Origin of the sequence: Paraburkholderia sp. BR10882, assembly GCF_040948855.1 — a bacterium.
Taxonomy (GTDB): domain Bacteria; phylum Pseudomonadota; class Gammaproteobacteria; order Burkholderiales; family Burkholderiaceae; genus Paraburkholderia; species Paraburkholderia nodosa_A.
Map to the genome: position 1 here is coordinate 327,197 of NZ_JBFPKP010000003.1, position 24,229 is coordinate 351,425.

Genomic DNA, 24,229 nt, shown 5'->3' on the forward strand with positions numbered 1-24,229 from the left:
ATATTATGCGGATGCAGGAAGACTTAAGCGCCCCAAATGCGATTGCCCGTCGCGGGCACGGTGAACAATCAGATTTTTGGAAGGCACTTCGATTCGCGCATCGGGCAAAAGGGCGCCGATGAGGAACCTGCGCCCCGCATTTTGAATCTCTGATTAATCGATGTTCCAAAACCGCTCGCGAAGAACCCGCGCATGGCATCATTCGCATACTTGAGGGAAAGAACATCGTGAAATCAGCAATCATTACTGGCATAACCGGCCAGGACGGCGCCTATCTGGCGGAGCAGCTTCTAGAGAAGGGCTATATCGTCTACGGCACTTACCGCCGGACGAGTTCCGTCAATTTTTGGCGTATGGAAGAGCTTGGCGTCGCGCATCATCAAAATCTGCGCCTCGTCGAGCACGATTTGCTCGATGCGGGCAGCTGTATTCGCTTGGTGGAGCGCGCCCAGCCTGACGAGGTATATAACCTCGCTGCGCAAAGCTTCGTTGGCGTGTCGTTCGAGCAGCCGGCGCTCACCGCGCAGGTGACCGGGGTCGGCGCGCTGAATCTGCTCGAGGCGCTTCGCATCATCAATCCGAAGGCGCGTTTCTATCAAGCCAGCACATCGGAGATGTTCGGCAAGGTGCAGGCTATTCCTCAGACGGAATCGACGCCGTTCTACCCGCGCAGCCCGTACGGCGTCGCCAAGCTCTACGCACACTGGATCACGGTGAACTACCGTGAAAGCTACGACATGTTTGCATCGAGCGGCATTCTCTTCAATCACGAGTCGCCGCTGCGCGGCCGCGAGTTCGTGACGCGCAAGATCACCGATTCGCTCGCGAAAATCAGCCTCGGCCAGCTCGACGTGCTCGAGCTCGGCAACCTCGACGCACAGCGCGACTGGGGCTACGCGAAGGAATACGTGGAAGGCATGTGGCGCATGTTGCAGGCCGGTCAGCCCGATACTTATGTGCTCGCAACCAACCGCACGGTAAGCGTGCGCGATTTCGTCAACGCGGCAGGGAAGTGCCTTGGCATCGAGATCGAATGGCAAGGCACCGCGGAAAACGAAATTGGACGCGATGGCAAGAGCGGCAAGACGATCGTGCGTGTGAATCCCGCGTTCTATCGGCCGGCCGAAGTCGATCTTCTCATTGGCAATGCACAAAAGGCCCACGACGAGCTTGGCTGGGCGCCGAAAACGTCACTTGAAACGCTGTGCCAGATGATGGTTGAAGCGGATGTCGCGCGCAACAAGAAGGGGACGTCGTTCTAATGGCTTCAGTGCTGATTACGGGAGCCGAGGGCTTCACGGGGCGTTATGTTGCTCAGGCATTGCGCGCGCGCGGCCATCAGATTTCGAGTCTCGTACGACGGTGTGATGAGCCCAAACCTGACGTGTACGCGTGCGATCTTCAGGATCGCGCGGGGCTTGCAGAGGTGGTGGCGCGGGTGCGACCCGACTGGGTCGTGCATCTGGCCGCCATCTCGTTCGTCGGGCACGGCAATCCGGGGGAAATTTATGCGACCAACGTCGTGGGTTCGCGCAATCTGCTCGAGGCGCTCGCCGCCGGTGAAAAGAAACCTTCGGCGGTGCTGCTTGCAAGCAGCGCGAACATTTATGGTGCGGGCCCGCTAGGCCTGCCGATCCCGGAGACGGCGCCGTATCACCCCGCGAACGACTACGCGGTGAGCAAGGTCGCGCTCGAATACATGGCGCAACTCTGGACGGACCGGTTGCCGATCATCACGGTGCGCCCGTTCAATTGCATCGGCGTTGGCCAATCGCTGAGTTTTCTCGTTGCGAAGATGGCGGATCACTTCCGTCGGCGTGCGCCAGTCATCGAGCTGGGCAATCGCGATGTGGCTCGCGACTTCTCCGATGTGCGCTGGGTGGCCGACGTGTATTGCAGGCTGCTCGAAAAGGCGCCAGTCGGCGAAGTTTTCAACGTGTGTTCGGGCCATGCAGTCACGCTGACGCACGTACTGCAGACAATGTCCACGATCACCGGTCACGACATCGAAGCGCGGACCAATCCCGCCTTTGTGCGTGAGCACGAGGTGAAATCGCAGTGCGGCGATAATCACAAGCTGTTGAGCGCGATCGGCCAGCTCGATGCGCCGACGCTCTACGACACGTTGCACTGGATGTTGTCCGATAGCAGCGTCGCCTGACCGAGGCGGGCAGAGTGCATTCTGCCCGCTACCAAATGCGTCGCGCCGAGGTACTGCGCACGTGTCACTCTTTGCAGCCGCACCTGCCAGAAGAGCAGCGCGGCTGCATTCAGCCTTACTCAAAACCCCGCGGATTTTTCTCCTGCCAGCGCCAGTGATCCACGCACATGCGCTCGATTCCGAACTCCGCTTTCCAGCCGATGACGTTTTCCGCCGCGACCGGGTTCGCATAGCACTCGGCGATGTCGCCAGGGCGGCGCGCCACGATCTCATAGGGCACAGGGCGCCCTGAGGCCTGTTCGAACGCCTTCACGACTTCCAGCACGCTGTAACCGCGCCCGGTGCCGAGATTCACGACCAGGCCTTCGCTACGCGCGGCAAGCGCATCGAGCGCCTTGAGGTGGCCCTTCGCGAGATCGACCACGTGAATATAGTCGCGTACGCCCGTACCGTCCGGGGTCGGATAGTCGCCGCCGAACACGCGCAGCTTTTCGAGCTTGCCCACCGCCACTTGCGCGACATAAGGCATGAGGTTGTTCGGAATGCCGGCCGGGTCCTCGCCGATCAGCCCGCTTTCATGCGCGCCCACCGGATTGAAATAGCGCAGCACGGCGATGCGCCATTCCGGATCCGAGATCGAGACGTCGCGCAGGATCTGCTCGGCGATGAGCTTCGACTGGCCGTAGGGATTCGTTGCCGAGAGCGGAAACGTTTCGTCGATCGGCGAGCGTTCGGGCATGCCGTACACCGTGGCCGAAGAGCTGAACACGAACTGCTTCACGCCGTGCTGGCGCATCACGTCGAGCACCACGAGCAGGCCGTCGACGTTGTTGCGGTAATACTCGATCGGCTTCGCCACCGATTCGCCCACGGCCTTGAGCGCCGCGAAATGAATCACGCCGGTGATGCGATGCGCTTCAAAAACGCGCGTAACGGCGGCCGCGTCGCGCACGTCGGCTTCGTAGAACGCCACGGGCTTGCCGGTGATCTGCTCGACGCGCCTGAGCGACTCGCTGCTGCTGTTCACGAGATTGTCGATGGCGACCACCTCATAGCCGCCATTGAGCAGCTCGACGCAGGTATGCGAGCCGATGTAACCCGCGCCGCCGGTGACGAGGATGGTGCCCTTTGAGTTCGTCGCAGTCATGCCGTGTTCGTTCCCGTGAAATCCAGACTCGATCAAAAAGTCGACCCGGTGATTTCCCGGATCAGTTCCCGGTAGCGTTGTACCACAACGCGCTCATCGAATTCTTTCTCGATTTTTTTTCGGCCGCGCCCGGCCATGGCAGCACGCGCCGGTCCGTCGAGGTCCAGCATCTGCGCGAGGCTGGCGGCGAGCGAGGCGGCGTCGCGCGCTTCGCACAGCAGGCCGTTCACGCCATCGGCAACCACTTCGCGGCAGCCGGGCACGTTGGTCGCCACGATCGGGCGGCCCATTGCGCTCGCTTCCATCAGCGTGCGCGGCACGCCTTCGCGGTACGAGGGCAGCACGACGCAGTCCGCATCGGCGATAAAGGGGCGCACATCGGCCGTTTCGCCCAGATATTCAATTACGCCTTCGCGTTCCCAGGCCGCGACTTCTTCGCGCGAGATCGCACTCGGGTTGTCCACGCCCACCGGGCCGAGCAGCCGGAAACGCGCGTGCGGATAGCGCGCGCGCAGCGAGCGCGCGGCCTCGACGTACTCTGCCACGCCCTTGTCCCAGAGCAGCCGGCCAATCAGAACGAAAGCAAACTCCGCGCGCTCCGGCAGGGGCGTGAAGAGGAAATCGTCGAGATCTACGCCCTCGCCGTGCAGCAGCCTCGCGCGTTCGGGATGCGCGAGCAGATTGCCATCCTTGAAAGCGGCCTCGTCATCGCGATTGAGGAACCACACTTCACGCGGGAAGCGGAACGCGAAGCGATACAAGCGCTTGGCGACCTGCGCAGCGCGGCTCTTCTGGATGAACACGTAACCGAGGCCCGTCGTGACCGCGACCGAAGGCGTGCGCGCGAGCCAGGCTGCGATCGACCCGTAGATATTCGGCTTGATCGTGTAGTGGAACACGACATCCGGCTTGAGCGCGCGATAGTGGCGATAGAGCGCGAGGAACGTGCGCAGATCGTCGAGCGGATTCGTGCCCTTCGAGGCGACCGGCAGTTCGACGCAGTGGCAACCCATGGCGGCGAGTGGCTCGAAAGTGCGGTCGCGCGGCGCGATCACGGTGACTTGCGCGCCCGCCTGCGTGAGCTCGCGCAGCAAGCCGCGCCTATAGGTATAGATCGCCCAGGCAGTATTGCAGACGAGGGCGACATGCAGCGGGTGCCGATGCGCGGCGGACTGGGGCGCGCTGGCGGCAGCGGTTCGGGCGGGCGAGGAGTTCACGAAAGCGGGGGGCGTTGTTGGCAGGCGATGGCGGCAGCGGCCGGGGCGCACATTTTAGCCGACGGGCACCGGGACCCGCCCGACCGAAGCGGCGCGCGCAGGTCGCGCGCTGCAAGCTAGCATGAAGATTCGCTGCGCATCGCGCATCATTGGGCTACACTGCGCGCGCCGCGCATGTTTCCAGCCCCGCCTTGCCCTTAGCCATGCTTCGTTCCCTTGCCGCCCTCCTGATCTTCCAGTGTCTCGGCGAGAGCGTGTCCTACGTGTTCTCGCTGCCCGTGCCCGGTCCCGTGATCGGCATGCTGCTTCTGTTCGCCTTCGCGTTGATGCGGCCCGCCGCCGCCGCGGCCATCGAGCCGACCGCGCTCGAATTGCTGCGCCATCTCTCGCTGCTCTTCATTCCGGCGGGCGTGGGCATCATGGTGTCCGCGCAGGCCGTGCGCGGCGAGGCGCTCGCCGTGATCGCGAGCCTCGTCGTGAGCACGACACTCGGCATCGCGGTGACGGCGCTCGTCACACGCGCACTGCTGCGTCGCCAGCGGCGCAACCCAGCGGCCGGGGAGGGCGCATCATGAATAGCCACCTGCCCATCACGAAGCTCGACGCGATCTGGGTCTATCTCGCCGCCACGCCGCTGCTCGGCTTGACGGTGACGCTCGTCGCCTATCTCATCGCCATCAATATCTATGCGCGTGCAAAGCACAATCCGCTCGCGAACCCGGTATTGATTGCCGTGGCGCTCGTCGTCGCGGCGCTCAAGATTACTGACACGCCGTATCGCACGTATTTCGAAGGCGCGCAGTTCGTGCACTTCCTGCTCGGTCCCGCCACGGTCGCGCTTGCGCTGCCTCTCTATCGTCAGTGGGACAAGCTCAAGCGCGGCGCGCTGCCATTGCTCGGCGGGCTCGTTGCGGGCTCGCTTACGGCGATCGTGTCGGCGGTCGGCGTCGCCAGGCTCTTCGGCGCTTCGCATCAGACCATTGCGTCGCTTGCGCCAAAGTCGGTCACTACGCCGATTGCCATGGCGGTTGCCGACAAGGTCGGCGGTATTCCGTCGCTCACTGCCGTGCTCGTGATATCGACGGGCGTGTTCGGCGCGGTGACTGCTCGCTGGATTCTCAATGTGATTCGCGTGCGCGAGACCGAGGTGCGCGGCTTCGCAATCGGCGTCGCCTCGCACGGCATTGGAACCGCGCGTGCGTTTCAGGTGAGCGAGGAGATGGGCGCTTTTTCCGGGCTTGGCATGGGGCTAAACGGTGTCTTTACTGCGTTCGTCGTGCCTGTCCTGCTGCCGGTGCTGTTGCGGTGGTTGTAGAGCGTTCGCGTGCGGGGTGGCTTGTCCGTTTTCGGCTGCTCCGGATTTACCGGTGTTCAGCCTGACGGACGGTAGAGGTGCACTCTGCTGCGCAAGGCTGGTGCTGGGCCCGGCAGGACCTACCGGAAGGGGGGCGGCCGGTCGACGATGGCGCGGCTGACTGGCGGGGACTTGATTGGGGTCATCGTCGATATGCGCGGGTAGCTCCGGCGTGCCATCCGTGCGCGTCTCGTTGCCGGTGCTGCAGTGTCCCGTTTTGCCGGTCGTTCTTGGGGGCGTGGCGTCCCCAACTCGCGAAATTCCATATTGTGTCTCAACGTTGTGTCGTCGATTCCAGCCCGGTTCTTCGGGGGCTGGCGCGATGTGACATCGGGGAGACGGGTCGTGCTTCGGCCGACGCCTCGCGAGGGCCGGCGGGCGGCTGTGGGACGCTGCACGTTGCCGGGACGGCAGGCTCGGTAAACAGCTGATGCCGGGTCCAGAAGATCACGAAGCCCGGAACCGCGAGCGCATGGAGCAGCAGAACGCCCATTGCAAGCAGTGCCGTGCCTTGCACGCCCCGGCGCATCGAGCCTGCCGCCTTGCCAGCCGCCTCGTGCACTTTGGGCACGGCCGCATCGATGGAGGCAACAAACCGCCCACGGGCCTCTTCGAGCGCCGCGGCGTGGTCAGTGGCGCTTCGCACAAGCATGCCGTGCTCACCGGTCAACTGGCGGCTGACGTCCTGCGCGATGCCATTTGCGCCTTTTTCGATCAGCCGGCTGATCGTCTGCGCCGAGAGTTCGGCCAGCAGCTTCTGGTATCGGGCGGTTGAATTCCGCTCCAGGGTGTCCAGCGTATCCTGGTGGCTTTTTAGTGCTGCTGACTGCGCTTCGGCCATGCGCTGGACCTGGGCGCTCACAGACTGCGCGCTGTTGCCGATCTTGCGCAGGGCGCGGTCGGCCGCCTGCCCGATTTCCTTCGCCGCGTCAGCCGTCTGCATTTTCAGCTCGTCCAGGGTCATCTGCGTGATCGCAAAGGGCACCCATGACGGATCGTCAAAGCTCAGGCCGTACGCAATGGCCATTTCGTGGATACGTGCGCGCTCTTCGTCGTCGATGCGCGAAAGCAGCCGGTCGAATGCCTCCGTGCTCACTTCTTCTTCTCCGTGAGCCCCAGCCACTGCGCGGCCTCATCCAGCTCGCCGTCAAGCGCCTGCATCCAGCGGTGCAGCCGCGAACGCTGGGGCGTCGTCAGCCGTCTGTCCTCGCGCGCCTGCGAGAACGTGAGCATCAGGTCGTCTATCGCAACGAGTACGCCCGCCTGAAGCTTCGGCAGGGTGATCTCGATTCCACCCGCTTCGCTGAGCATCGCGCGCCCGGGACTGGCCTCGGCATGCGTGCCGCCATACCACATGAAAAAATCCTCGCGATCACCGAACCACTGGTTGATCGCCACCACATAGTCGGCCTGTTTGCCGGCGAGTTCGATCATCTCGCGAACCGTGCGGGTGCTCGAGCTGAATGGCGAAAGGACGTTGACGAGCGTAGGCCGGTAGCCGCAGCGTGCCAGTTCCGCAAAAAAGCCGGTATCGCGATCGAACGCGCCAAGCTGCGTGAGCGAGGCCGCAGGCAGGTCCGCGAGGATGAGCGCGCGCCCGGGATCGATGGCGGCGAGCAGTTGGTCGCGCTCACGCTCCGTGCCCGTAAAGCGCAGCGGCACGACGCCGTCCCTGACCTGGTCCGCAAGCGGTGAGCCCGCCTCATCGAGCCCGGCGTAAAACTGGAAGAGGTTGCCGACCTCCCCGTCACCGTCAATCATCAGCACATCGCGTTGCTCACGTCGCAGGCGATCAGCCAGTGCCCGCGTCATGAGGCTCTTGCCCGTGCCACCCTTGTCACCGCAAACCATCACGAACCGTCTCATCGCTGTCCTCGCTTCGTTGCCCCCGGGGTCAGCGTAGTACCCAGGGCGGGGGTGTCCCCGGCGTGCTGCGCGTGTGCGTTTTGCTGCGTGACGTGCGCCGCGGTCTGCGTTGGTGGTCCAGCCTGTGGCGTTGCGATACGGCTGGTTCCCGCCGTTTTCCTAACGGCGTGAGCCGATGCAGTCTTGGGCCTGGGACGTTTTGCGCGCACCCGACGCCTGTCGGACGTTGCGTCTTCCAGCGCCCGGCGTAGCGCCGTCTGGATCGTGTTGGGCGACACATCGATGCCTGCGGACTCGCGGAAGAATGCGGAGAGATCGCGCAGGCGCCAGCCCGAGTGCAGCGCCTCACGCAGCACGTCGGCGCGCCGCGCGATCTCGTACGTGAGCGAGCGCGCAGGCTCAGGCGGCGGGCGCTCATGCAGCCCCTGAAGGGCTGCGTCCAGCTTTGCCCACTGTTCAGGCGTAGTCCGCTCACCTTTCGCGCTCATTGTGCGGTCCTCCCGATGTCGTTTCCCTCAGGGCGTGACTGAACCATACACAGATCCCGGCGCGCCATCAGTTACGCACAGACCCGCTTTACTTCACGGTTGCCGCCTGGATACGCCGCGGTTGTTCGTGGTTATCCATACCTGAAATCTTCGCTTACCAATTTTTCCTTCGCGGGTGCGTGCACCGGATGCACACTGGTTTCGCGCCCCCGTCTCACCGGCACTTCATGAGCACAGCTCACCGGCTGCTCGCCTGCATCCCGGCGACCTCGCCAGGCGCGAGGTGTCATGCATGGCAGTACCTGGCAATCCGGCGCCCGGCGGTCGCCTGTGCAGCTCTGCCGCAGGCGATGCATGAGCGATGTATCGATGACGCGCTCGCTACTGGCGCCCAGAGCGTGGCCGCTAACGGCGTTTGCCAGGCTGTGCGCGGCGAGGTTCTGCGCTCGTGCGGGCTCGCGCATGGTACTGGCAACATCCATGGAGGTAACAGCATGTCCGCCAGCGAGCAAGCCACGCAGTACACGAATGTCAGGTCGCGCCTGACGCGAGATGAGCACAGCATCCTCGTCCAGAAGGCCGCCGACTGCGGCATCACGCTTTCCGAGTATCTGCGGGCCTGCGCTCTCGGGCGCAGGACACGCAATGTCAGCACAAGCCGCATGCTCGATGCGCTGGTCATGCTTGGCCACGAGCAGCGCCGCATAGGCGAACTGGTTACGCGCCTGGGTGACGCGCAGATGCTTTCAGTTGCGGAGCGTGCGGTGCTCGTGGCGCAAATCGAAGCCGCACAGCAGGCTGTCATCGACGCAATCCGCGGTCTCGACGATGCTGGCAAGGGTACTGACCAAAGGGCGTGACGCGGGGCGCGGGTGTCGCTCGCTGATCAGCTATGTGATGCGCTCCGCTGAGAAGGGCGAACCCGAAGTCGAGCTGCTCACCAACTGCCTGTCGCTTGAGACCGCGCATCTGGAGATGCGCGCCGTGGCGCACCGTAACGTCCGTGTGCGCGGACCGGTTTTCCATTTCGTCGTTGCCTGGCGCGAGGGTGAGCAGCCGCACAGCGCCCAGGTGTTCGAGGCAGGCCGCTGCGCTCTCGAAGCACTGGGCATGCCGCACGGGGAGCATCAGTACGTATTCGCCGTTCATCGCGATACTGCCAGGGTACATCTGCACGTCGTCGTGAACCGCGTGAGCCTGCAAACGGGCCACGCCGTGCATCCTGGCCTGAGCTACCTGAAACTCGGTCGCTGCATGCGCGAGCTGGAATTGCGTCAGGGCTGGGAGCACGATCGTGGGCCCTTTGTGGTCGTTGAGCGTGACGGAGAACCCGTCGTTGAGCGCGACCTTCCATCGCCGGGCAATGCGCGACACAGCCTGCCCGCGCGGGCGCGCGACATGGAGAGCTTCAGCGGAATCGAAAGTCTCGCCACGTACATTGGCGGGGCGCCACTGCGGGACGTGCTGGCTGCGCTGTCCCGACCCGGCGTCACCTGGCAGGATCTCCACGAGGCGCTCGCGCAACACGCACTGGAGTTGCGCATCAGGGGGCGCGGGCTTGCAATCCATGCGAAAGGGCGCGATAGCCTCGCGCCAGTCAAGCCCAGCAGCCTGGATGAGCGCCTGGGCCGGGGCAGCCTGGAAAGGCGCCTGGGGCCGTGGGTTGAGCCCGCGCGCATGGTCCGGGTCTCGGAGGCGGCGCGCCACTACGGTGAGCGTGACATCGACGAGACAGATGCGGCCAGGCGGGAGGCGCGTGCCAGCAGCTGGGCCGCCTTGCGCGCGAGGTATGCCGATGAAAGGCGACGCCAGGAGCACGCGTTCGAGGCCGGAATGCAGGAAATGCGACGCCGCCACGAGACGCAATATCGCGAGCTGCTCGAACGGCACCGTCTCGTGCGTGAGCATATCCGCCACGGTGAGCTCTCATCGATTGCACGCCGGGCAGCCTCGTCCGTGGAGGCATTCGAGCGCGCCCGTGAACTCGAACGCCTGCGTGAAGAGCAACGGGCGGAACGCGACACGCTCACGAGGGCGCAGACCTATCGCCAGTGGGTGGAGATGCAGGCGCAGCAGGGTGATGAGGCAGCCATCGCGCAACTTTATGGCTGGGCGCGGCGTCGCGCGCCAAGGCACGTCACGCAACCGCCGCGGGGCAACTGGATTTCGGCAACGCACTCACCGCACGCCTACCCGTTCCCGCCGGGGCGCGCGCACGTCATGGAAAACTGGACGTGGCGCGTCGATACGGCAAATGGCAATGTGCACTATCTGCACCAGGGCGAGCAGCGGTTGACCGACGAGGGGTGGCGCGTCGTGTTCGACTCAAACGATGCGCACCAGGATGCCATGCTCACCGGCCTGTTGCTCGCGCGTCAGAAGTTCGGGCCGCGCATCGACGTGACGGGCAGCGAGCATTTTCGTGAACGTACCGCCGTGCTCGTGGTGAAGTATCGCCTCGACATCCAGTTCGGTGACGCGGCGCTCGAGGCAACGCGACAGGCGCTCGTCCGGGAGCGGGAGGCGCAGGACATTGCGCATACGGTTCGAGAGGCGCCCGATCGGGCCGCGCCGCGCGCACCGGTGGTAGATCAATCCATCAATCGATCGCGAGAGCGCGGACCTCAACCGATGCCCTCGCAAGCACCGGTGGACGGGCCAGAGCGTTAGCGAACGGCAAACATCGTTCGAGTCCGGACGACGCTGTGGTTCGGAAGATCGCTGTGCGCTGCGCTGGATGCGCAGCGCACATGAAGCCCGCGACGCGGGCTTCATGTCTGGTGGGCGTGGCATACCCCGCCCCGTCGGGGCCGCAGAGCGTGACTGATTGTCACAGGTCGTACGTGACTGGTCGCGGGCGCCGGACTAGCACGCCATGTTGATGCCGGTTTCTTGTCGAATGCGCAGAACTGGACTATAAAGACAGGGACAACCTGATCCGGTCAACGTGCGAAGCACGACCGAGTACGCGTTAGCGGCCCGTTATATCGATGTGCAAATGCGCGCCGTGACGTAGCAACATTCGAAAGCCTGCGCGAGCAGGCTTTCGGCTTTTCAGGTTGCGGTTTTCCTCGCTTGGCCTCAGCCTCTGTCAGGTGGTGTCACAGGTCGCCCAATTGCGCCGTCGATATTCCGGGCCTCATGGAGACGGAGGCTGCACGTGAAATTCTCGCTGTTCAAGCCAGACGCGGTCCATACCCGGCTTGCGCCCTCGGCCGCTCACTGGTGCCGGTGGCGGCGATTCGAGAGTCTGGTTCCCGCCTGATCGCGCTTGCGGCACGCCTCAAGCGTCTTTTTCGGCCACGAATACCGGAAAGGCTGTTGAGGGCGCAACGACCTGGCGGCCCATGTCAAGGCGATTCTGCACCGGGCAGCAGGGAAGAATACTGCCCAACATCGGGAGGCGCGGCCCGTGATGAGTTGTGGCTCCTGGCGACGGGTCGAACTGTCACGTCGTCATCGAAACACACATGAGGGGCTGAGCGCGGCCGTCGGTGTTGTCGCCGGGTGGCTCAAGCCGCACGACAAAGTCGAGTTCGCGTTCCACGAGCCTTGCGAACTGTTCCTGCACGGCATCAAGCTTGAGGAGGCACTGCACATGCCAGTTCAATCCAACCATGAGCCAGTCCGACAAACCATTCCATTCGCTCAGGAGGATGGCGCCGGCGGTGCCGTTTTCTTCTGCGAACTTCTCGATGCGCCGCTCGATGATGCGCGCGTCATCCCGCAGCATCGTGCCGGAGACATTCAGCGAAACGGTATGCGCGGTTTGATCGTGTGCGAGATACACCGTGGCGAAGCCCTTGAGGTGCCGCCTGACACGGTCGATCTGGTCAGCTTCCAGGTCGTCGTGCACGGGCAACGAGCCCGACAGGACGTAGGTTCCCTTTTCCATGACAGTCATCCCTGTACACTTGTCACGCGTCGACGATCGCTTCGGTCAAGGCTTCCTTGTCCGTTGCGCCGAGCTCGCCGAGTATGAACGCCTGGCGACCCAGCAGCGTTTCCATCTGGAGATGCAGGTCAGCAAGCTCGTCGAGCAGTTCGACGTGGGGAGAAAGCCCGAATGCTACGAATGACGGCTCGCCATAGCGTCGCCGGCTAAAGATCGCACCGGCGGCTGCCCACTTCTGCGCGAAACGTGCAAGCGTGTCCTCGATGGATTGCTGCTCGTCCTGCGAGAGGGCGCCACGCACGCGTATTACGAGCGAATGGGTCACGGTATCGGTTGCGAAGTAGACGTCGGCTGGCCTGGCTAGACTTTCAGCGAGTTTCTGGGCGTGGGCATGTTTGAAGCTGGCGCGGACCGGAAGGGCGCCGCAGATTTCATAGTTGAACGACATGGCATCTCTCCTTTCGGGTAGAAGCAAAACGTCTGCTGAGACATGAACAGATTCGTGATTCATATCGTGACTGACGGCGTCCTTGAGCAACGGCCGGCTTTTGCTTGGCCGGGATGTATCCGATCTGATGTCGTGCCCGGGGCTTCGGTACAACCACATTAGTCAACAAATTCATTCATGTCAATTGAAAATCCACATTCGAGTTCCTTCTTTTCTGCTCGACTGAAACAGGAGCGTCGCCGCCTTGGCATGAATCAATCAGACTTTGGGAACGTAGGTGGTGTGCTGAAGCAGGCACAGTCCAACTACGAGAAGGGATTGCGGTATCCGGACGCAAGCTACTTGGCCGGCATTGCGCAGGCCGGCGTCGACGTCCTATACCTGCTGACTGGGCGGGCATCGGATCCCGCAACACTGGCCCTCGATCCCGATGAGGAGCGGCTGCTCGCCGGATACCGCGAACTGAAGCCCCGGGAGAAGCGAGGCGTGCAGGGGCTGGTAGCGGCAATTCTCGGTTCACCCGAGAGCGGGAACACCGGTGAGACTCGCGACAGCGTCGCTGGCTAATGCCTACGCCACGCACCCCTATCGCCGGCAAGTCGGTCACCGCCTCGCTTGCGAAATACGCGTAGGCCGGCCTCAAGAGACTCTCAGCGAGTGGCGTTGGATGGGCGGCTGGAGCGCCGCGGCGGATATCGTCATTGGTGGACATGGAGAATTCCTCCGCAAGTGTGAAGACGCGGGCCGAGAACCGACGTGCGGCGCGTGGGCACTACCGTTAGTACTCGAACGCGTACATTTGGCAGATTAGTAACTGAAGGCGTCTATGTCAACAAAAATTACGCAAATGGATAATTTTTCGATCCGTCTGAAACAGGAGCGGCGACGTTTGAGCATGAACCAGACAGAGTTCGCCAATGCGGGCGGCGTCCAGAAGCAGGCGCAATTTACCTACGAGAAGGGTATGAGATATCCCGACGCGAACTATCTGGCAGGAATCGCCGAGGTTGGCGTCGACGTCCTGTACCTGCTGACCGGGCGCGCGTCGGATCCTGCAACACTGGCACTCGAACACGATGAGGAGCGCCTGCTCGCCGGATATCGCGAACTGAAGCCCCGGGAGAAGAGGGGAGTGTTGGCATTGGTCGCGGCGATGATCGGTGCGTCGGAGGGCGAGGAAAATGGCGGAGAGGGGCAGCCCGGGTAAGGGCGCTGCGTTCGTGCGACGTGGCCGACGGCCTCAATTGCGAGGCGTTGCAGGTGGATTGCTGATTTTCGCGCCGGGAGCCTGACGTATTTTCATCATGAGCGAGATTCCCTGTTCCCTCGAACTGCAATTGCGCTGTTGCACGAGCGACGCAGGTGCCCTGTCCGCCCACGCGATTGGCATGTGCTGCGAGGGGTTTCGCCAGCATGTGAACACGGAAACACGCCGGTGGCGCTTTGCGCCTGCCGTGGTTATCGGGCCGTTTGTCCTGCTCGTTGCTCTCACATTCCTGTTCGCCCTCCACTCCTGGCGCGGCCCCACGTTCGATTGCTTCGCAGGCGTGCTCGCCTGGATCGTGATTCTTTACGGACTGTCCGGGCGGATGTATGCGCAGCAGATGCGCTCGGTGAACCGGCTGGAGGCCGCGCGTATCGATGCGTGGGCAACCATGCTAGGTCGGCTCACGCTTTCATTGCGGCATGTCGTTGAGCTGCACGCGCGGACCATGCTCAACAGGCTGCCGGTCATTCTCTGTCGGCTGCGAGGCCGTCTGCGACTGCGGCTTGGCTTGATCGATCACACGCTCACCGCCTCGCGCCTCGTTCCGCCCGGGGCCGCGCACGCCTGAGCGTTGCGCGGATTCCTCCGCCTCTTGCCGCGCGCGCCGCGTGCTTGTCCTTACGACCGTAAAAGAGGCTGCCTGCGTTCAGGAGGTAGTCCTGTGGCCCGCAAAACTTCCGTTCCAATTCCGACCGCGCCGCTCGTCCCCGGTTACCTGCTGCGTTTCGTTGACCTTCGCCCTCACGTTCGCCTCTCCCGGCAGACGGTCCTGACGCTGGAGAACGCCGGTCGCTTTCCGCGTGCTGTCCGCTTTGGCCCACGCTGCACCCTGTGGCGTTCGGCCGACGTGATCGCGTGGCTGGACAGTCCCGAGCACTACCGGGCGTCTTGGCTGGAAGAGGGCGGTGAAAGCCCCCGCGCTGCGGCGACGGAGTCCTGGCCCTCTGCGACACGGTGCTTTCAGTGCCCCTACGGCATCAACCAGTACCGCTGATTCAAATCGGGTCACACACTGCGTTATCGTCGAGCAAGACATGAGGGTAGTACACAAGTGCACGGCACTCGGCGTCACGAGGCGAGCGCGGTCGGCTGTCGCCTATTTGTGCACAGCAACGTGGCGCCTTGACCAGGGTAGACCGGGCGGCGCGGCATCTTCGCCTGCCGCATGCGACCTGGCATCGGCGTAGAATATATTAATCGTTTTGATTACTCTCGATTAGGGGACTTATTGGATATGGAAAACGCCACGAAGACCTTTACCGCGCATGTGCCTGTTGAGCTTGCCGAACAGGTAGATGCGCTGGCTGCGCGCTGGGACCGTCCACGCGGCTGGATCCTGAATCGCGCTCTTGCTGATCTGGTAGAGCAGGAAAACGAGCGTGATCGACTGACGCGGCAAGGCCTGGAAAGCGCGCGCGGGGGCCGCACGGTCGCGCACGAGCGCGTGCGCGCCTGGGTGCACTCCATCGCAGCGGGCAAGTTCTCCGCTCTTCCGCAATCCACGGATCGCGATGCCTAATGCTATTGCGAATCGAATGGGCCGACGAGGCGCTTCAGGACCTGGAGCGTCTCGTCCTGTTCCAGCTCGTCCATAACGGAGAGCGTGCCGCGCAGGGCGTCGCGCAGGGCCTCTACGATTTCGTTGAGCAGTTGCCCTTAGCGCCGCGTGTATGGCGTCAGTTGCGCCAGTTCGACGGCGACGTACGTCGTGCACTCTGGTCCCGCTATGAAGTGCGTTATGAGGTAGACGAAGGCATCGGCGTCGTCCGGGTCGTCCGTCTCTTCGAACAGCGGGAAGACCGCGAAGTTTGATATTACCGTTTCTCATGTGAGCCGGGCGATCTGATGAGGCGGGACGGAAGCGCTTCGCGCTCACAGCCGGATAGGCCATGCGAGCGCGGCCAGATTTTACCGCTCCCAACCGCCCGACTTCACTTCAAAAGTGCCGACAGCGCTGCCCTTGTCAATGGGCCCCGGGTTGCCGGCTTTGTGAACTTTGAGCAAGTCGCCATGCGCAGGCTTGCGATGCCCAATCGTGCGCAGGCGTTGAATGACCTGAAGGTGCTGCCGCGCAATGAGCTGGAAGCGCTTGGGCGTGATCGGGTTGGTCAGCACAACATCAGGATCAACGACCCGTATCGAGTGTGTTTGCGCTTCATGCGGGCAACGTATTTGAAGTTGAGATCGTCGACTACCCCAGTAGGTGCTGCCTATGTCGCGCGACGTTTCCTATCCTGGAATTTCTGTCGGAGCAATTCACGCTTCCGATGGATATCGCAGCGTACCGTCTCGCGAAGGAAATCGGCGTTGAGCAAACGCGCATCGGCGAAATCGTTTCAGGCCGTCGCGCCATTACGGTAGATACCGGCCTGCACCTCTCCCCGCTTCTTTGGCACCAGCGATGAAATCTGGACGAGACTTCAACTGGGCTTCGATACCGCTCGTATGTAAGATGAGTTGGCTCGTCAACTCGACGCGATTCACCCGTTCGATCCGGCCTGATCCATCTCTGCTTCGCAACAAGCCGCCTGCGCGGACTGCACCGCCGAACGCTAGACGCAAATCCAGCTTTTGGGCTGTTTTTCTAGAAACGCCCGGGTTTTCCTGACACTGTCCAATGTTAGTCTTCGACGCCGATTGATCCGCCTTGATTTTCTGGAACCATCCGGGAAGGGCTTTTCGGGCGTTTCGGGTCAAGATGGACCCGGCGAAAGCACATCTTGACGGGCAAGCCCAGCCGGTGCAAAGACCTTGAGAGCGGAGTGAGGACGGCTCTCGTTGATCGCGGAGGCGACTGTGCTTTTGCCTTGCTATGTGCCGCGCGCGAACAGCGCACGCTTCATCCTGTGCAGGGTGCGGTACGGCGTCACGAAGTGCAGCAGGCTCTTTGCAACGCCCGCCCAGTCGCGCCAGTTCAGCACGTCCAGATAGCGCAACTGCAGACGCAAGGTCGATACGATCTGCCGGCGCCGCTTTGTCGCGCTGATACCGCCTTCATTGAGTTCGTAGTACAGACCGAGTTCAGGCAGGTTCGCGCACTCGTAGTGCTCCATGAGGCGCAGGAACAGATCAAGGTCCTCAGCGGCTGGATACTGGACGCGATAGTTGCCTACAGTGAGCACGGCATCGACACGCAGCATCACCGAAGGATGCACGAGCGGCGAGCGCAAGAGCCGCGTACGGCGCAGCGCGCGCGCGTCGCTGCTCGGGCGCAGCATGAAAAGCGGCTCGCCCGCGCGATTGACCACCTGGGTCCACGTGCCGAGCGCCGCGAGCGTGGGCTCCGCTTCCATACGCGCGCGCTGTTTCGCGAGACGCTGGGGCGCTGCGAGATCGCCCGCATCGATACGCGCCGCGTAGCGAAACCCTCGCGCCGCGAGCGCCTCGATGCCAGCCTGCAACGCGCGCTCGATGCCGCCGTTCTGCGCCATCCGCAAGATTTCCACGCACATGCCAGGCACCTCGGGCGCGACGATGGGGGGCGTGCTGCCATCATCGACGACGAGCGCATAGATGGTGGCGTCCTCATCGAACGAAGCGAGCGTGCGCGCAACGTCGTCCTGGCCGTTATATGCGGGCATAAGAACGGCGACATCGGCAAGCGCGCCTACGCGTGCGTCGTTTGCCGGGAGCGCGGAGGAATTCATCATGAAGCGAGCTTGAAGCGGATGTAGTAGAGGTTCACGCAGGCCGCCGCGAGATAGCCCGCCGCGAGGCCGCACAGCGCGCCATACGAGCCGAGTCGCGGGATCGCCACGAGATTCACGGCGAACGCCACCGCGAGCGCGAGCAGCCATTTCGCGAGCAGCACGAATCTCGCCTGATATTTGAGCACGACGAGGTTGCCGATGGCTTCGAGCCCTGCTGGCACCGAAAGCCACACGGCCCAACGGAAGATGCCGATCGCGCCTTCATAGTCCGGCCCGAAGACGCGGCCGATGATGAAACCCGCGAGGGCATCAAGCACGAGCGCGCCGGCCACCATCAGCACGGCCGTCATCGCGAAGAGACGCACGAGGTTGCGGCGCAACTGAGCGGTCTGCTGCACGCGGTAGACGAAGGCGGGCGCGATCGTTTGCGAGAGCATGAGCGCGAGCGTGATCCAGTTCTCGTTGAGCTGCTGCGCAGCGGAGTAACGGCCGAGATCGGCGAACGAGATCGTGCGCTCGAGCATCAGGCGGTCGAGCTTCAGGAACAGGTACATGCAGATGAGCCCAAGCCAGAACACCGTGCCCGCGCTCGCGAAATGCTTGAAGAGCGAGCGGTCCACGTGCCAGCCGAGCTTGTCGCCGTGGCGGCGCCGGAAGTAGAGCACCAGCGCCGCGCCAATCGCCGCCGATTCGAGCGCCCAGAGCCAGCCGAAGGTGGCGGGCGCGAACGCCGCGCGCGCAAGCAGGTACACGAGCAGCGCCTTGATCACCGCCGTCGTCATGCTCGCGAGCAATTGCGGCTTGCTGTACGTCATGCTCTGCAGCCAGGCGTTGATCACGCCCACGAACGGCTCGCGAAACAGCATCGTCACGGCGAGCCCGGCGAGCATGGCGCCCACCATCGGGTCGGTCACGCCGAGCGCAATGCCGGCCCACGTGACGAGGAGCGCCGCCGTCGACACGCCGATGCGCAGCGCAAAGGCGCTCCCGAGCACGGTGCCGAGCTGCTCCTGCGGCCGGTTGACGATGGTGGGCACGAGAATCTCGGCGCCGCACACCCATGTCACGGGCGCGAGCACGAGCAAAAGCGTGTTGGCGTACTGCCACTTGCCGAAGATGTCAGGGCCGAAATAGCGCGCGAGCACGCCGCTGATGACGATGGCCACCGCGATCTGCGTGACGCGCTCGAGGCCGAGCCACACGATGTTCGCAAACGCACGGGCGACGTCGGGATTGCCAAAGCGCTTGAGGCTCAGCATCGCGCCTCGCCATGGCGGGAATCGCTAAAAAAGGGGCAGGCACGCGGCATGCGCAATCTTTCCGCCATTTTTGACGAATATTTTGGCAATAAAAGGAAACGGCGAAGCATTAAAATGGGTGCATACCACTGCCGAAAAACGGCAATTATAGTTTGTAACGGTTCCCACTTTTCGTAACGCGAAAGGCTTTCAGCTGCCTGTCCGTGTTACGGATAGACCCGAATCCCCATCAGGACGTGAGCCCCAACATGATTTCGAAATCGATTTTCAAGGCATATGACATTCGCGGCGTGATCGGCAAGACGCTCGACACCGACACCGCGCGCGCCATCGGCCGCGCCTTCGGCAGCGAAGTGCGCGCGCAGGGCGGCGACGCCGTGGTGATCGCGCGCGACGGCCGGCTCTCGGGTCCCGATCTCTCGCGAGCCCTGGCCGACGGCCTGTGCGAGGCCGGCGTGGACGTGGTCGACGTCGGCATGGTGCCCACGCCCGTGGGCTACTTCGCCGCGAGCGTGCCGCTCAAGCTCGCGGGCGGCGAGCGCAACGTGGACTCGTGCATCGTCGTGACGGGCAGCCACAATCCGCCCGACTACAACGGCTTCAAGATGGTCCTGCGCGGCAAGGCCATCTACGGCGACCAGATCCTCGCGCTGTATGACCGCATTGTTGCAGACCGTTTCGACGCGGGCGAGGGCAGCTACACGAAGTACGACATTGCCGACACCTATGTCGATCGCATCTTGAGTGACGTGAAGCTCGCGCGCCCCCTGAAGATCGTCGTCGACACCGGCAACGGCGTGGCGGGCGACCTGGCGCCGCGTCTGTTCAAGGCGATGGGCTGCGAGCTGGTCGAGCTCTTCACGGAAGTGGACGGCAATTTCCCGAACCACCATCCGGACCCGGCGCACCCCGAGAATCTGCAGGACGTGATCCGGGCGCTGAAGGAAACGGATGCGGAAATCGGCTTCGCCTTCGACGGCGACGGCGACCGTCTGGGCGTCGTGACCAAGGACGGCCAGATCATCTATCCGGATCGCCAGCTCATGCTGTTTGCCGAGGAAGTGCTCTCGCGCAACCCGGGCAAGCAGATCATCTACGACGTGAAGTGCACGCGCAATCTCGCGAAGTGGGTGAAGGAAAAGGGCGGCGAGCCGCTCATGTGGAAGACGGGCCACTCGCTCGTGAAGGCGAAGCTGCGCGAAACCGGCGCGCCGCTCGCGGGCGAAATGAGCGGCCACGTGTTCTTCAAGGACCGCTGGTACGGCTTCGACGACGGCCTGTACACGGGCGCGCGTCTGCTCGAAATCCTCTCGCGCGTGGCCGATCCGAGCAAGCTGCTCAACGACCTGCCGAATTCGCACGCCACGCCCGAGCTGCAGCTGAAGCTCGAGGAAGGCGAGAACTTCGAGCTGATCGCCAAGCTTCAGAAGAACGCGAAGTTCACGGGCGAGGACGAGGTCATCACCATCGACGGCCTGCGCGTGGAATATCCGGACGGCTTTGGTCTTGCCCGCTCGTCGAACACCACGCCCGTGGTCGTGATGCGCTTCGAGGCCGACAACGATGCCGCGCTCGCGCGCATCCAGGCCGACTTCAAACGCGTGATTCTCGCCGAGAAGCCGGACGCGAAGCTGCCGTTCTAAGCCACCCCTGGGGCCGCTAAACCCTTGCGGCTCCTTGCGTTCATATGACGCGCCTAACGGCGCCGCGCCAGTCACGGCGCGGCGCCGTTTGCGTTCCTTTCCGCGCATTTCCCCGGTTTTTCTTCGCTTTTGCGTGCGGCGCGCTAAAATTGCGGACCTTTTAAATTCGTCCGCACAAAGAACCCTGAGCGTGCAAAAGATCCTCATCGTGCGCGTGTCGTCGCTTGGCGACGTCGTCCACAACATGCCCGCCATCGCCGATATCCGGCGGCGGTACCCCGACGCGCAGATCGACTGGCTCGTCGAAGAGAGCTTCCAGTCGCTCGTCGAGCTCGTGGAGGGCGTGCGCCGCGCGATCCCGTTTTCGCTGCGCCGCTGGCGCAAGGGCCTCTTCTCTGCTGCCAACTGGCGCGAGATCGGCACGTTCCGGCGCGCGCTCGTGGCCGAGAAGTACGACCTCGTGATCGACTGCCAGGGGCTCATCAAGACGGCGTGGGTGGCGAGCTGGGCGCGCGGGCCACTCGTCGGCCTGGGCAACCGCACCGATGGCGCGGGCTACGAATGGCCCGTGCGCTTCTTCTACGACCGCTCGATTCGCATCGAGCCACGCACCCACGTGGTCGAGCGCACGCGCCAACTGGTTGCGGGCGCGCTCGATCTCGCGCCGCCGTCGCCCACCGACGACATCGAGTTCGGCCTCGACACCTACCGCGCCGCGCAGGCGCTCGCGGGCGTCGGGCTGAACCTGCCAGTCCCCTACGTGGTGTTCGTGCACGCCACGTCGCGAGCCGACAAGCAGTGGCCCGACCAGCACTGGATCGAGCTGGGCCAGGCGCTCGTGCGGCGCGGCGCGTCGCTCGTGCTGCCCTGGGGCAGCGAGGCCGAGCGCGCCACGAGCGAGCGCCTCGCGCGCGAATTCGGCGAAGCGGCGATCGTGCCTCCGAAGCTCCCGCTGCCGGCGGTGCTGGGCCTGATTGACGGCGCGGCGGCCACGGTGGGCGTGGACACGGGGCTCGTGCACATCGCGGCGGCGCTGAAGCGCCCGACCGTCGAGTTGTACAATTTCGCGACCGCCTGGCGCACGGGCGGTTACTGGTCGCCGAACGTCGTCAATCTGGGCACGGCAGGCCAGCCGCCAACGCTTGCGCAGGTGAAGGGCGCGCTGGCGGGCTTCGGGCTGCTGTAGCGGCGCGCCGCCGCAGCGCAGGCGCCTGACAAACTGAGGGGCTGCGGCGCGTCAAGGCGGACCACTGAGGCTGCGGGTATAAGAATCGGCGCTCGCGAGGGTGCACAAATGTGCACGAGCGAGCGCCAGGGCTTGGCCGGCACGAATCGCGCGAGATGGCAAAGAGGCGGCCAACGGGGCACGCCACGCTCGCACCGCGCCACACCGGCAGGCAATCAGATCCATCGCTTCCAGGGGCGACCATGAACGAATCCCAGATCATCGAAATCACTTCCGCCGACTGGCATGGCCAGCAGCTCTCGCAACCGCGCGAGACGCTTCTCGACGCCGTCGAGCAGGGCAAGGTGCTGTATTTTCCGAATCTGGCCTTTGCGATCGAAGGCGGCGAGCGCGCGCTGCTCGACCCCGCGATCGCCGACCCCAAGCGCAAGAACATCAGCCTCGACCCGAACGGCGGCGCGCTGCACGGCGTGCTCGGCGACACTGTCACGCAGACGGCCGTGCGTGCGTTGATCGCGCGCTACCAGACGTGCGCGCGCACGCTGGTGGACGGCCTCTTTCCCGAATACACCGGCAAGCTGCGCGTGGCGCCTACGAGCCTGCGCCTGCATCAGGTGGAAACGCGTGAGACCTCGTGGCGCAAGGACGATTCGCGCCTGCACGTGGATGCCTTTCCCTCGCGTCCGAACTACGGCGAGCGCATCCTGCGCGTGTTCACCAACGTCAACCCGAACGGCGTGCCGCGCGTGTGGCGCGTGGGCGAGCCGTTCGAGGACATGGCAAAGCGCTTCCTGCCCAACATCAAGCCGCAGTTTCCGGGCTCGGCGTGGCTGCAGAACCTGCTGCACATCACGAAGTCGCAGCGCAGCGAGTACGACCATCTGATGCTCAATCTCCACGACGGCATGAAGGCCGATCTCGATTACCAGAAGGCGTGCCCGCAGGAGACCATCGGTTTTCCGCCCGGCAGCGTCTGGGTGTGCTTCTCCGATCACACTTCGCATGCCGTGATGTCCGGTCAGTTCATGATGGAGCAGACCTTCTTCCTGCCGGTGAAGGAGATGGTGCATCCCGAATGGGCGCCGCTCGGCATTCTCGAACGCCTCAAGGGCAAGGAACTGGTTTGAATCCACGTGCGATGAGCTTGCCGATCCACGCCTCCTGCCGCGCGGCCGCGGCGTTTCGCATGACCGTGGCCGACGCGGAGGCACGATGCTGAGAGCGATCTATCGCGCGGCCTGGTGGCTCATTGCCCCGCTCGCGGTCCTGCGGCTATTCATTCGCTCGCGCCGCGAGCGCGGTTATAGAGAGCATATCGGCGAGCGATTCGGCTATGCGGCGGGGCGTTTGCCCGAGGACGACGCGCCGCTCATCTGGGTGCATGCAGTATCCGTGGGCGAAACCCGGGCGGCTCAGCCGCTCGTCGACGGGCTGCTGGCGGCGCGGCCTGACGCGCGTATTCTGCTCACGCACATGACGCCGGGCGGCCGCGCCACCGGCGAGCAGCTTTTCGGCAACCGCGTGTTGCGCTGCTACCTGCCGTACGACATGCCGCACGCCGTGCGGCGTTTCCTGCACGCATGGCGGCCGTCGCTCGGCCTCGTGATGGAAACCGAGGTCTGGCCCACGCTCATCGACGAGTGCAAGCGTGCCGACGTGCCGCTCGTGCTCACCAACGCGCGCATGTCGGCGCGCTCGTTCAAGCGCGCGGCGAAGTTCGGCGCGGGCGCGCGCGAGGTGTTCGGCGGTTTCACACGTGTGCTCGCGCAAAGTCCCTCCGATGCGGAGCGCCTCACCTCGCTTGGCGCGCGCAACGTGGCGGTGCTTGGCAACCTCAAGTTCGACATGGCGAGCCCGCCGGCGCTGATCGCGCGGGGCCGCGAATGGCGGCGCGCGATCGGCGAGCGGCCGGTGTGGGTGGCGGCGAGCACGCGCGAAGGGGAAGAGGAACTCGTGCTGCAGGCCTTCGCAGCACTCGATGTGCCCGACGCCCTTTTGATCCTCGTGCCGCGCCATCCGCAGCGCTTCGATGAGGTAGCAGCACTCGTGGAGCGCAGGAACTACAAGCTCGAACGGCGCTCGCGCTGGGCGCCGCCCGCGACTGCGGCCGCTGCGGCGCACGCGGGCGTGCGCGTGTTGCCGCAGGACGTGAGTGTGCTGCTCGGCGATTCGATGGGGGAGATGGGCGCTTACTACGCTGCCGCCGATCTCGCGTTTATCGGCGGCAGTCTCCTGCCGCTCGGCGGCCAAAACCTGATCGAAGCGTGCGCCGTGGGTGTGCCGGTGCTGATCGGGCCGCACGTGTTCAACTTCACGCAGGCCACCGCCGACGCCACGGCCGCGGGCGCGGCCTTGCAGGTTAAGGATCCCGCCGATCTCGCGCGTGCCTTGCACGAACTCTTCAACGACAAGCCGCGCCGGGTCGCGATGGGTGCGGCTGCCGCCGCATTCGCCTCGCGCCACCGCGGCGCAACGGCGCGCACGGTGGATGTTGTAGAGGCGCTCGTCTCGGATGTATGAGTTCGCGCGCGGTAGCGCGTAGTTCGCTCAATTCCATCGCGCTCGCCGCACCTCAATGGCAGGTTGTGCGTACACCGCTTGCCGACCTGAACGAGCTTTGATTGCGCCAAGCTCGAACAGAGCATGGC

At 64.0% G+C, this 24,229-nt stretch carries 27 protein-coding genes; 17 read left to right on the forward strand and 10 right to left on the reverse strand.

Annotation, left to right across the window (positions count from 1 at the left end):
* The first annotated feature begins 227 nt into the window (after nt 1-227).
* Together gmd and AB3X99_RS10685 are read left to right on the forward strand one after the other, a co-directional pair.
* Nucleotides 228-1,262 (forward strand): GDP-mannose 4,6-dehydratase, encoded by a 1,035-nt coding sequence (gene gmd, locus AB3X99_RS10680; protein WP_368616895.1) that lies wholly within the window; start codon nt 228-230, stop codon nt 1,260-1,262.
* Entirely contained in the window at nt 1,262-2,161 is a 900-nt protein-coding gene (locus tag AB3X99_RS10685; RefSeq protein WP_368616896.1) for an NAD-dependent epimerase/dehydratase family protein, read from the forward strand. The genes gmd and AB3X99_RS10685 overlap by 1 nt, the downstream gene beginning before the upstream one ends.
* 115 nt (nt 2,162-2,276) lie before the next feature.
* On the opposite strand, the gene galE is transcribed toward AB3X99_RS10685, so the two are convergent.
* Together galE and AB3X99_RS10695 are read right to left on the reverse strand one after the other, a co-directional pair.
* Nucleotides 2,277-3,308: a UDP-glucose 4-epimerase GalE gene (gene galE, locus AB3X99_RS10690; protein ID WP_368616897.1), complete on the reverse strand. Its 1,032-nt coding sequence runs from the start codon at nt 3,306-3,308 to the stop codon at nt 2,277-2,279.
* A gap of 32 nt (nt 3,309-3,340) precedes the next feature.
* Nucleotides 3,341-4,459 (reverse strand): glycosyltransferase family 4 protein, encoded by a 1,119-nt coding sequence (locus AB3X99_RS10695; RefSeq protein ID WP_368617044.1) that lies wholly within the window; start codon nt 4,457-4,459, stop codon nt 3,341-3,343.
* Nucleotides 4,460-4,728: 269 nt separating this feature from the next.
* Here AB3X99_RS10695 and AB3X99_RS10700 point away from each other — a divergent pair, with 269 nt between their 5' ends.
* Together AB3X99_RS10700 and AB3X99_RS10705 are read left to right on the forward strand one after the other, a co-directional pair.
* Nucleotides 4,729-5,100, forward strand: a complete 372-nt coding sequence (locus AB3X99_RS10700) for a CidA/LrgA family protein (protein ID WP_368616898.1) — start codon at nt 4,729-4,731, stop codon at nt 5,098-5,100.
* Complete coding sequence (locus AB3X99_RS10705; protein ID WP_368616899.1) at nt 5,097-5,840, forward strand: LrgB family protein; 744 nt, start codon at nt 5,097-5,099, stop codon at nt 5,838-5,840. Before AB3X99_RS10700 ends, AB3X99_RS10705 begins: the two co-directional genes overlap by 4 nt.
* Before the next feature lie 313 nt (nt 5,841-6,153).
* Here AB3X99_RS10705 and AB3X99_RS10710 read toward each other — a convergent pair whose 3' ends face one another.
* Genes AB3X99_RS10710 through AB3X99_RS10720 form a run of 3 tightly spaced genes read right to left on the reverse strand, consistent with a single transcriptional unit; the run spans nt 6,154 to nt 8,233 of the window.
* A complete protein-coding gene (locus tag AB3X99_RS10710) occupies nt 6,154-6,975 on the reverse strand; it encodes a hypothetical protein (RefSeq protein WP_368616900.1) in 822 nt (273 codons plus the stop codon).
* A complete protein-coding gene (locus AB3X99_RS10715) occupies nt 6,972-7,745 on the reverse strand; it encodes a cobalamin biosynthesis protein CobQ (RefSeq protein WP_368616901.1) in 774 nt (257 codons plus the stop codon). The genes AB3X99_RS10710 and AB3X99_RS10715 overlap by 4 nt, the downstream gene beginning before the upstream one ends.
* A complete protein-coding gene (locus tag AB3X99_RS10720) occupies nt 7,742-8,233 on the reverse strand; it encodes a hypothetical protein (RefSeq protein WP_368616902.1) in 492 nt (163 codons plus the stop codon). Before AB3X99_RS10720 ends, AB3X99_RS10715 begins: the two co-directional genes overlap by 4 nt.
* Before the next feature lie 494 nt (nt 8,234-8,727).
* Between AB3X99_RS10720 and AB3X99_RS10725 the strand changes: the two genes are divergently transcribed.
* Both AB3X99_RS10725 and traI read left to right on the forward strand, forming a co-directional pair.
* Nucleotides 8,728-9,093, forward strand: coding sequence for a hypothetical protein (locus AB3X99_RS10725; protein ID WP_368616903.1), 366 nt, complete (start codon nt 8,728-8,730; stop codon nt 9,091-9,093).
* On the forward strand, nt 9,062-10,903 hold the full coding sequence (gene traI / locus AB3X99_RS10730) for a TraI/MobA(P) family conjugative relaxase (protein ID WP_368616904.1): 1,842 nt from the start codon (nt 9,062-9,064) through the stop codon (nt 10,901-10,903). Before AB3X99_RS10725 ends, traI begins: the two co-directional genes overlap by 32 nt.
* A gap of 778 nt (nt 10,904-11,681) precedes the next feature.
* Here traI and AB3X99_RS10735 read toward each other — a convergent pair.
* Complete coding sequence (locus AB3X99_RS10735) at nt 11,682-12,128, reverse strand: hypothetical protein (RefSeq protein WP_342921497.1); 447 nt, start codon at nt 12,126-12,128, stop codon at nt 11,682-11,684.
* Nucleotides 12,129-12,150: 22 nt separating this feature from the next.
* Nucleotides 12,151-12,576 carry a hypothetical protein gene (locus AB3X99_RS10740; RefSeq protein WP_368616905.1) on the reverse strand — a complete coding sequence of 142 codons (426 nt, stop codon included), beginning with the start codon at nt 12,574-12,576 and terminating at the stop codon, nt 12,151-12,153.
* Nucleotides 12,577-12,753: 177 nt separating this feature from the next.
* Here AB3X99_RS10740 and AB3X99_RS10745 point away from each other — a divergent pair, with 177 nt between their 5' ends.
* The 6 genes from AB3X99_RS10745 to AB3X99_RS10770 all read left to right on the forward strand — a co-directional run bounded on the left by AB3X99_RS10745 (nt 12,754) and on the right by AB3X99_RS10770 (nt 15,655).
* On the forward strand, nt 12,754-13,143 hold the full coding sequence (locus tag AB3X99_RS10745) for a helix-turn-helix domain-containing protein (RefSeq protein ID WP_368616906.1): 390 nt from the start codon (nt 12,754-12,756) through the stop codon (nt 13,141-13,143).
* 259 nt (nt 13,144-13,402) lie between these two features.
* On the forward strand, nt 13,403-13,783 hold the full coding sequence (locus AB3X99_RS10750; RefSeq protein ID WP_368616907.1) for a helix-turn-helix domain-containing protein: 381 nt from the start codon (nt 13,403-13,405) through the stop codon (nt 13,781-13,783).
* Between the two features lie 97 nt (nt 13,784-13,880).
* Entirely contained in the window at nt 13,881-14,411 is a 531-nt protein-coding gene (locus AB3X99_RS10755) for a hypothetical protein (protein WP_368616908.1), read from the forward strand.
* Between the two features lie 93 nt (nt 14,412-14,504).
* A complete protein-coding gene (locus AB3X99_RS10760) occupies nt 14,505-14,837 on the forward strand; it encodes a helix-turn-helix transcriptional regulator (protein ID WP_368616909.1) in 333 nt (110 codons plus the stop codon).
* A gap of 240 nt (nt 14,838-15,077) precedes the next feature.
* Nucleotides 15,078-15,362: a CopG family ribbon-helix-helix protein gene (locus tag AB3X99_RS10765; RefSeq protein ID WP_368616910.1), complete on the forward strand. Its 285-nt coding sequence runs from the start codon at nt 15,078-15,080 to the stop codon at nt 15,360-15,362.
* Nucleotides 15,362-15,655, forward strand: coding sequence for a type II toxin-antitoxin system RelE/ParE family toxin (locus tag AB3X99_RS10770; protein ID WP_083245514.1), 294 nt, complete (start codon nt 15,362-15,364; stop codon nt 15,653-15,655). Before AB3X99_RS10765 ends, AB3X99_RS10770 begins: the two co-directional genes overlap by 1 nt.
* A 96-nt stretch (nt 15,656-15,751) precedes the next feature.
* Here AB3X99_RS10770 and AB3X99_RS10775 read toward each other — a convergent pair whose 3' ends face one another.
* On the reverse strand, nt 15,752-15,958 hold the full coding sequence (locus AB3X99_RS10775) for a hypothetical protein (RefSeq protein WP_069267640.1): 207 nt from the start codon (nt 15,956-15,958) through the stop codon (nt 15,752-15,754).
* A gap of 29 nt (nt 15,959-15,987) precedes the next feature.
* On the opposite strand from AB3X99_RS10775, the gene AB3X99_RS10780 reads away from it, so the two are divergent.
* Nucleotides 15,988-16,248: a hypothetical protein gene (locus AB3X99_RS10780; RefSeq protein ID WP_368616911.1), complete on the forward strand. Its 261-nt coding sequence runs from the start codon at nt 15,988-15,990 to the stop codon at nt 16,246-16,248.
* Between the two features lie 405 nt (nt 16,249-16,653).
* Here the strand turns inward: AB3X99_RS10780 and AB3X99_RS10785 are convergent, their stop codons facing one another.
* Both AB3X99_RS10785 and AB3X99_RS10790 read right to left on the reverse strand, forming a co-directional pair.
* Complete coding sequence (locus AB3X99_RS10785) at nt 16,654-17,490, reverse strand: glycosyltransferase (RefSeq protein ID WP_368617045.1); 837 nt, start codon at nt 17,488-17,490, stop codon at nt 16,654-16,656.
* Nucleotides 17,490-18,752, reverse strand: coding sequence for an oligosaccharide flippase family protein (locus tag AB3X99_RS10790; RefSeq protein WP_368616912.1), 1,263 nt, complete (start codon nt 18,750-18,752; stop codon nt 17,490-17,492). Before AB3X99_RS10790 ends, AB3X99_RS10785 begins: the two co-directional genes overlap by 1 nt.
* 248 nt (nt 18,753-19,000) lie before the next feature.
* Between AB3X99_RS10790 and AB3X99_RS10795 the strand changes: the two genes are divergently transcribed.
* The 4 genes from AB3X99_RS10795 (at nt 19,001) to waaA (ending at nt 24,101) form a co-directional block, all read left to right on the forward strand.
* Nucleotides 19,001-20,395 (forward strand): phosphomannomutase/phosphoglucomutase, encoded by a 1,395-nt coding sequence (locus AB3X99_RS10795; protein ID WP_368616913.1) that lies wholly within the window; start codon nt 19,001-19,003, stop codon nt 20,393-20,395.
* Between the two features lie 190 nt (nt 20,396-20,585).
* Nucleotides 20,586-21,581 (forward strand): lipopolysaccharide heptosyltransferase I, encoded by a 996-nt coding sequence (waaC, locus tag AB3X99_RS10800; RefSeq protein WP_368616914.1) that lies wholly within the window; start codon nt 20,586-20,588, stop codon nt 21,579-21,581.
* A gap of 242 nt (nt 21,582-21,823) precedes the next feature.
* Nucleotides 21,824-22,708, forward strand: coding sequence for a Kdo hydroxylase family protein (locus AB3X99_RS10805; RefSeq protein ID WP_342947829.1), 885 nt, complete (start codon nt 21,824-21,826; stop codon nt 22,706-22,708).
* An 85-nt stretch (nt 22,709-22,793) separates the two neighbouring features.
* On the forward strand, nt 22,794-24,101 hold the full coding sequence (gene waaA, locus AB3X99_RS10810; RefSeq protein ID WP_368616915.1) for a lipid IV(A) 3-deoxy-D-manno-octulosonic acid transferase: 1,308 nt from the start codon (nt 22,794-22,796) through the stop codon (nt 24,099-24,101).
* The last annotated feature ends 128 nt before the right edge of the window (nt 24,102-24,229 follow it).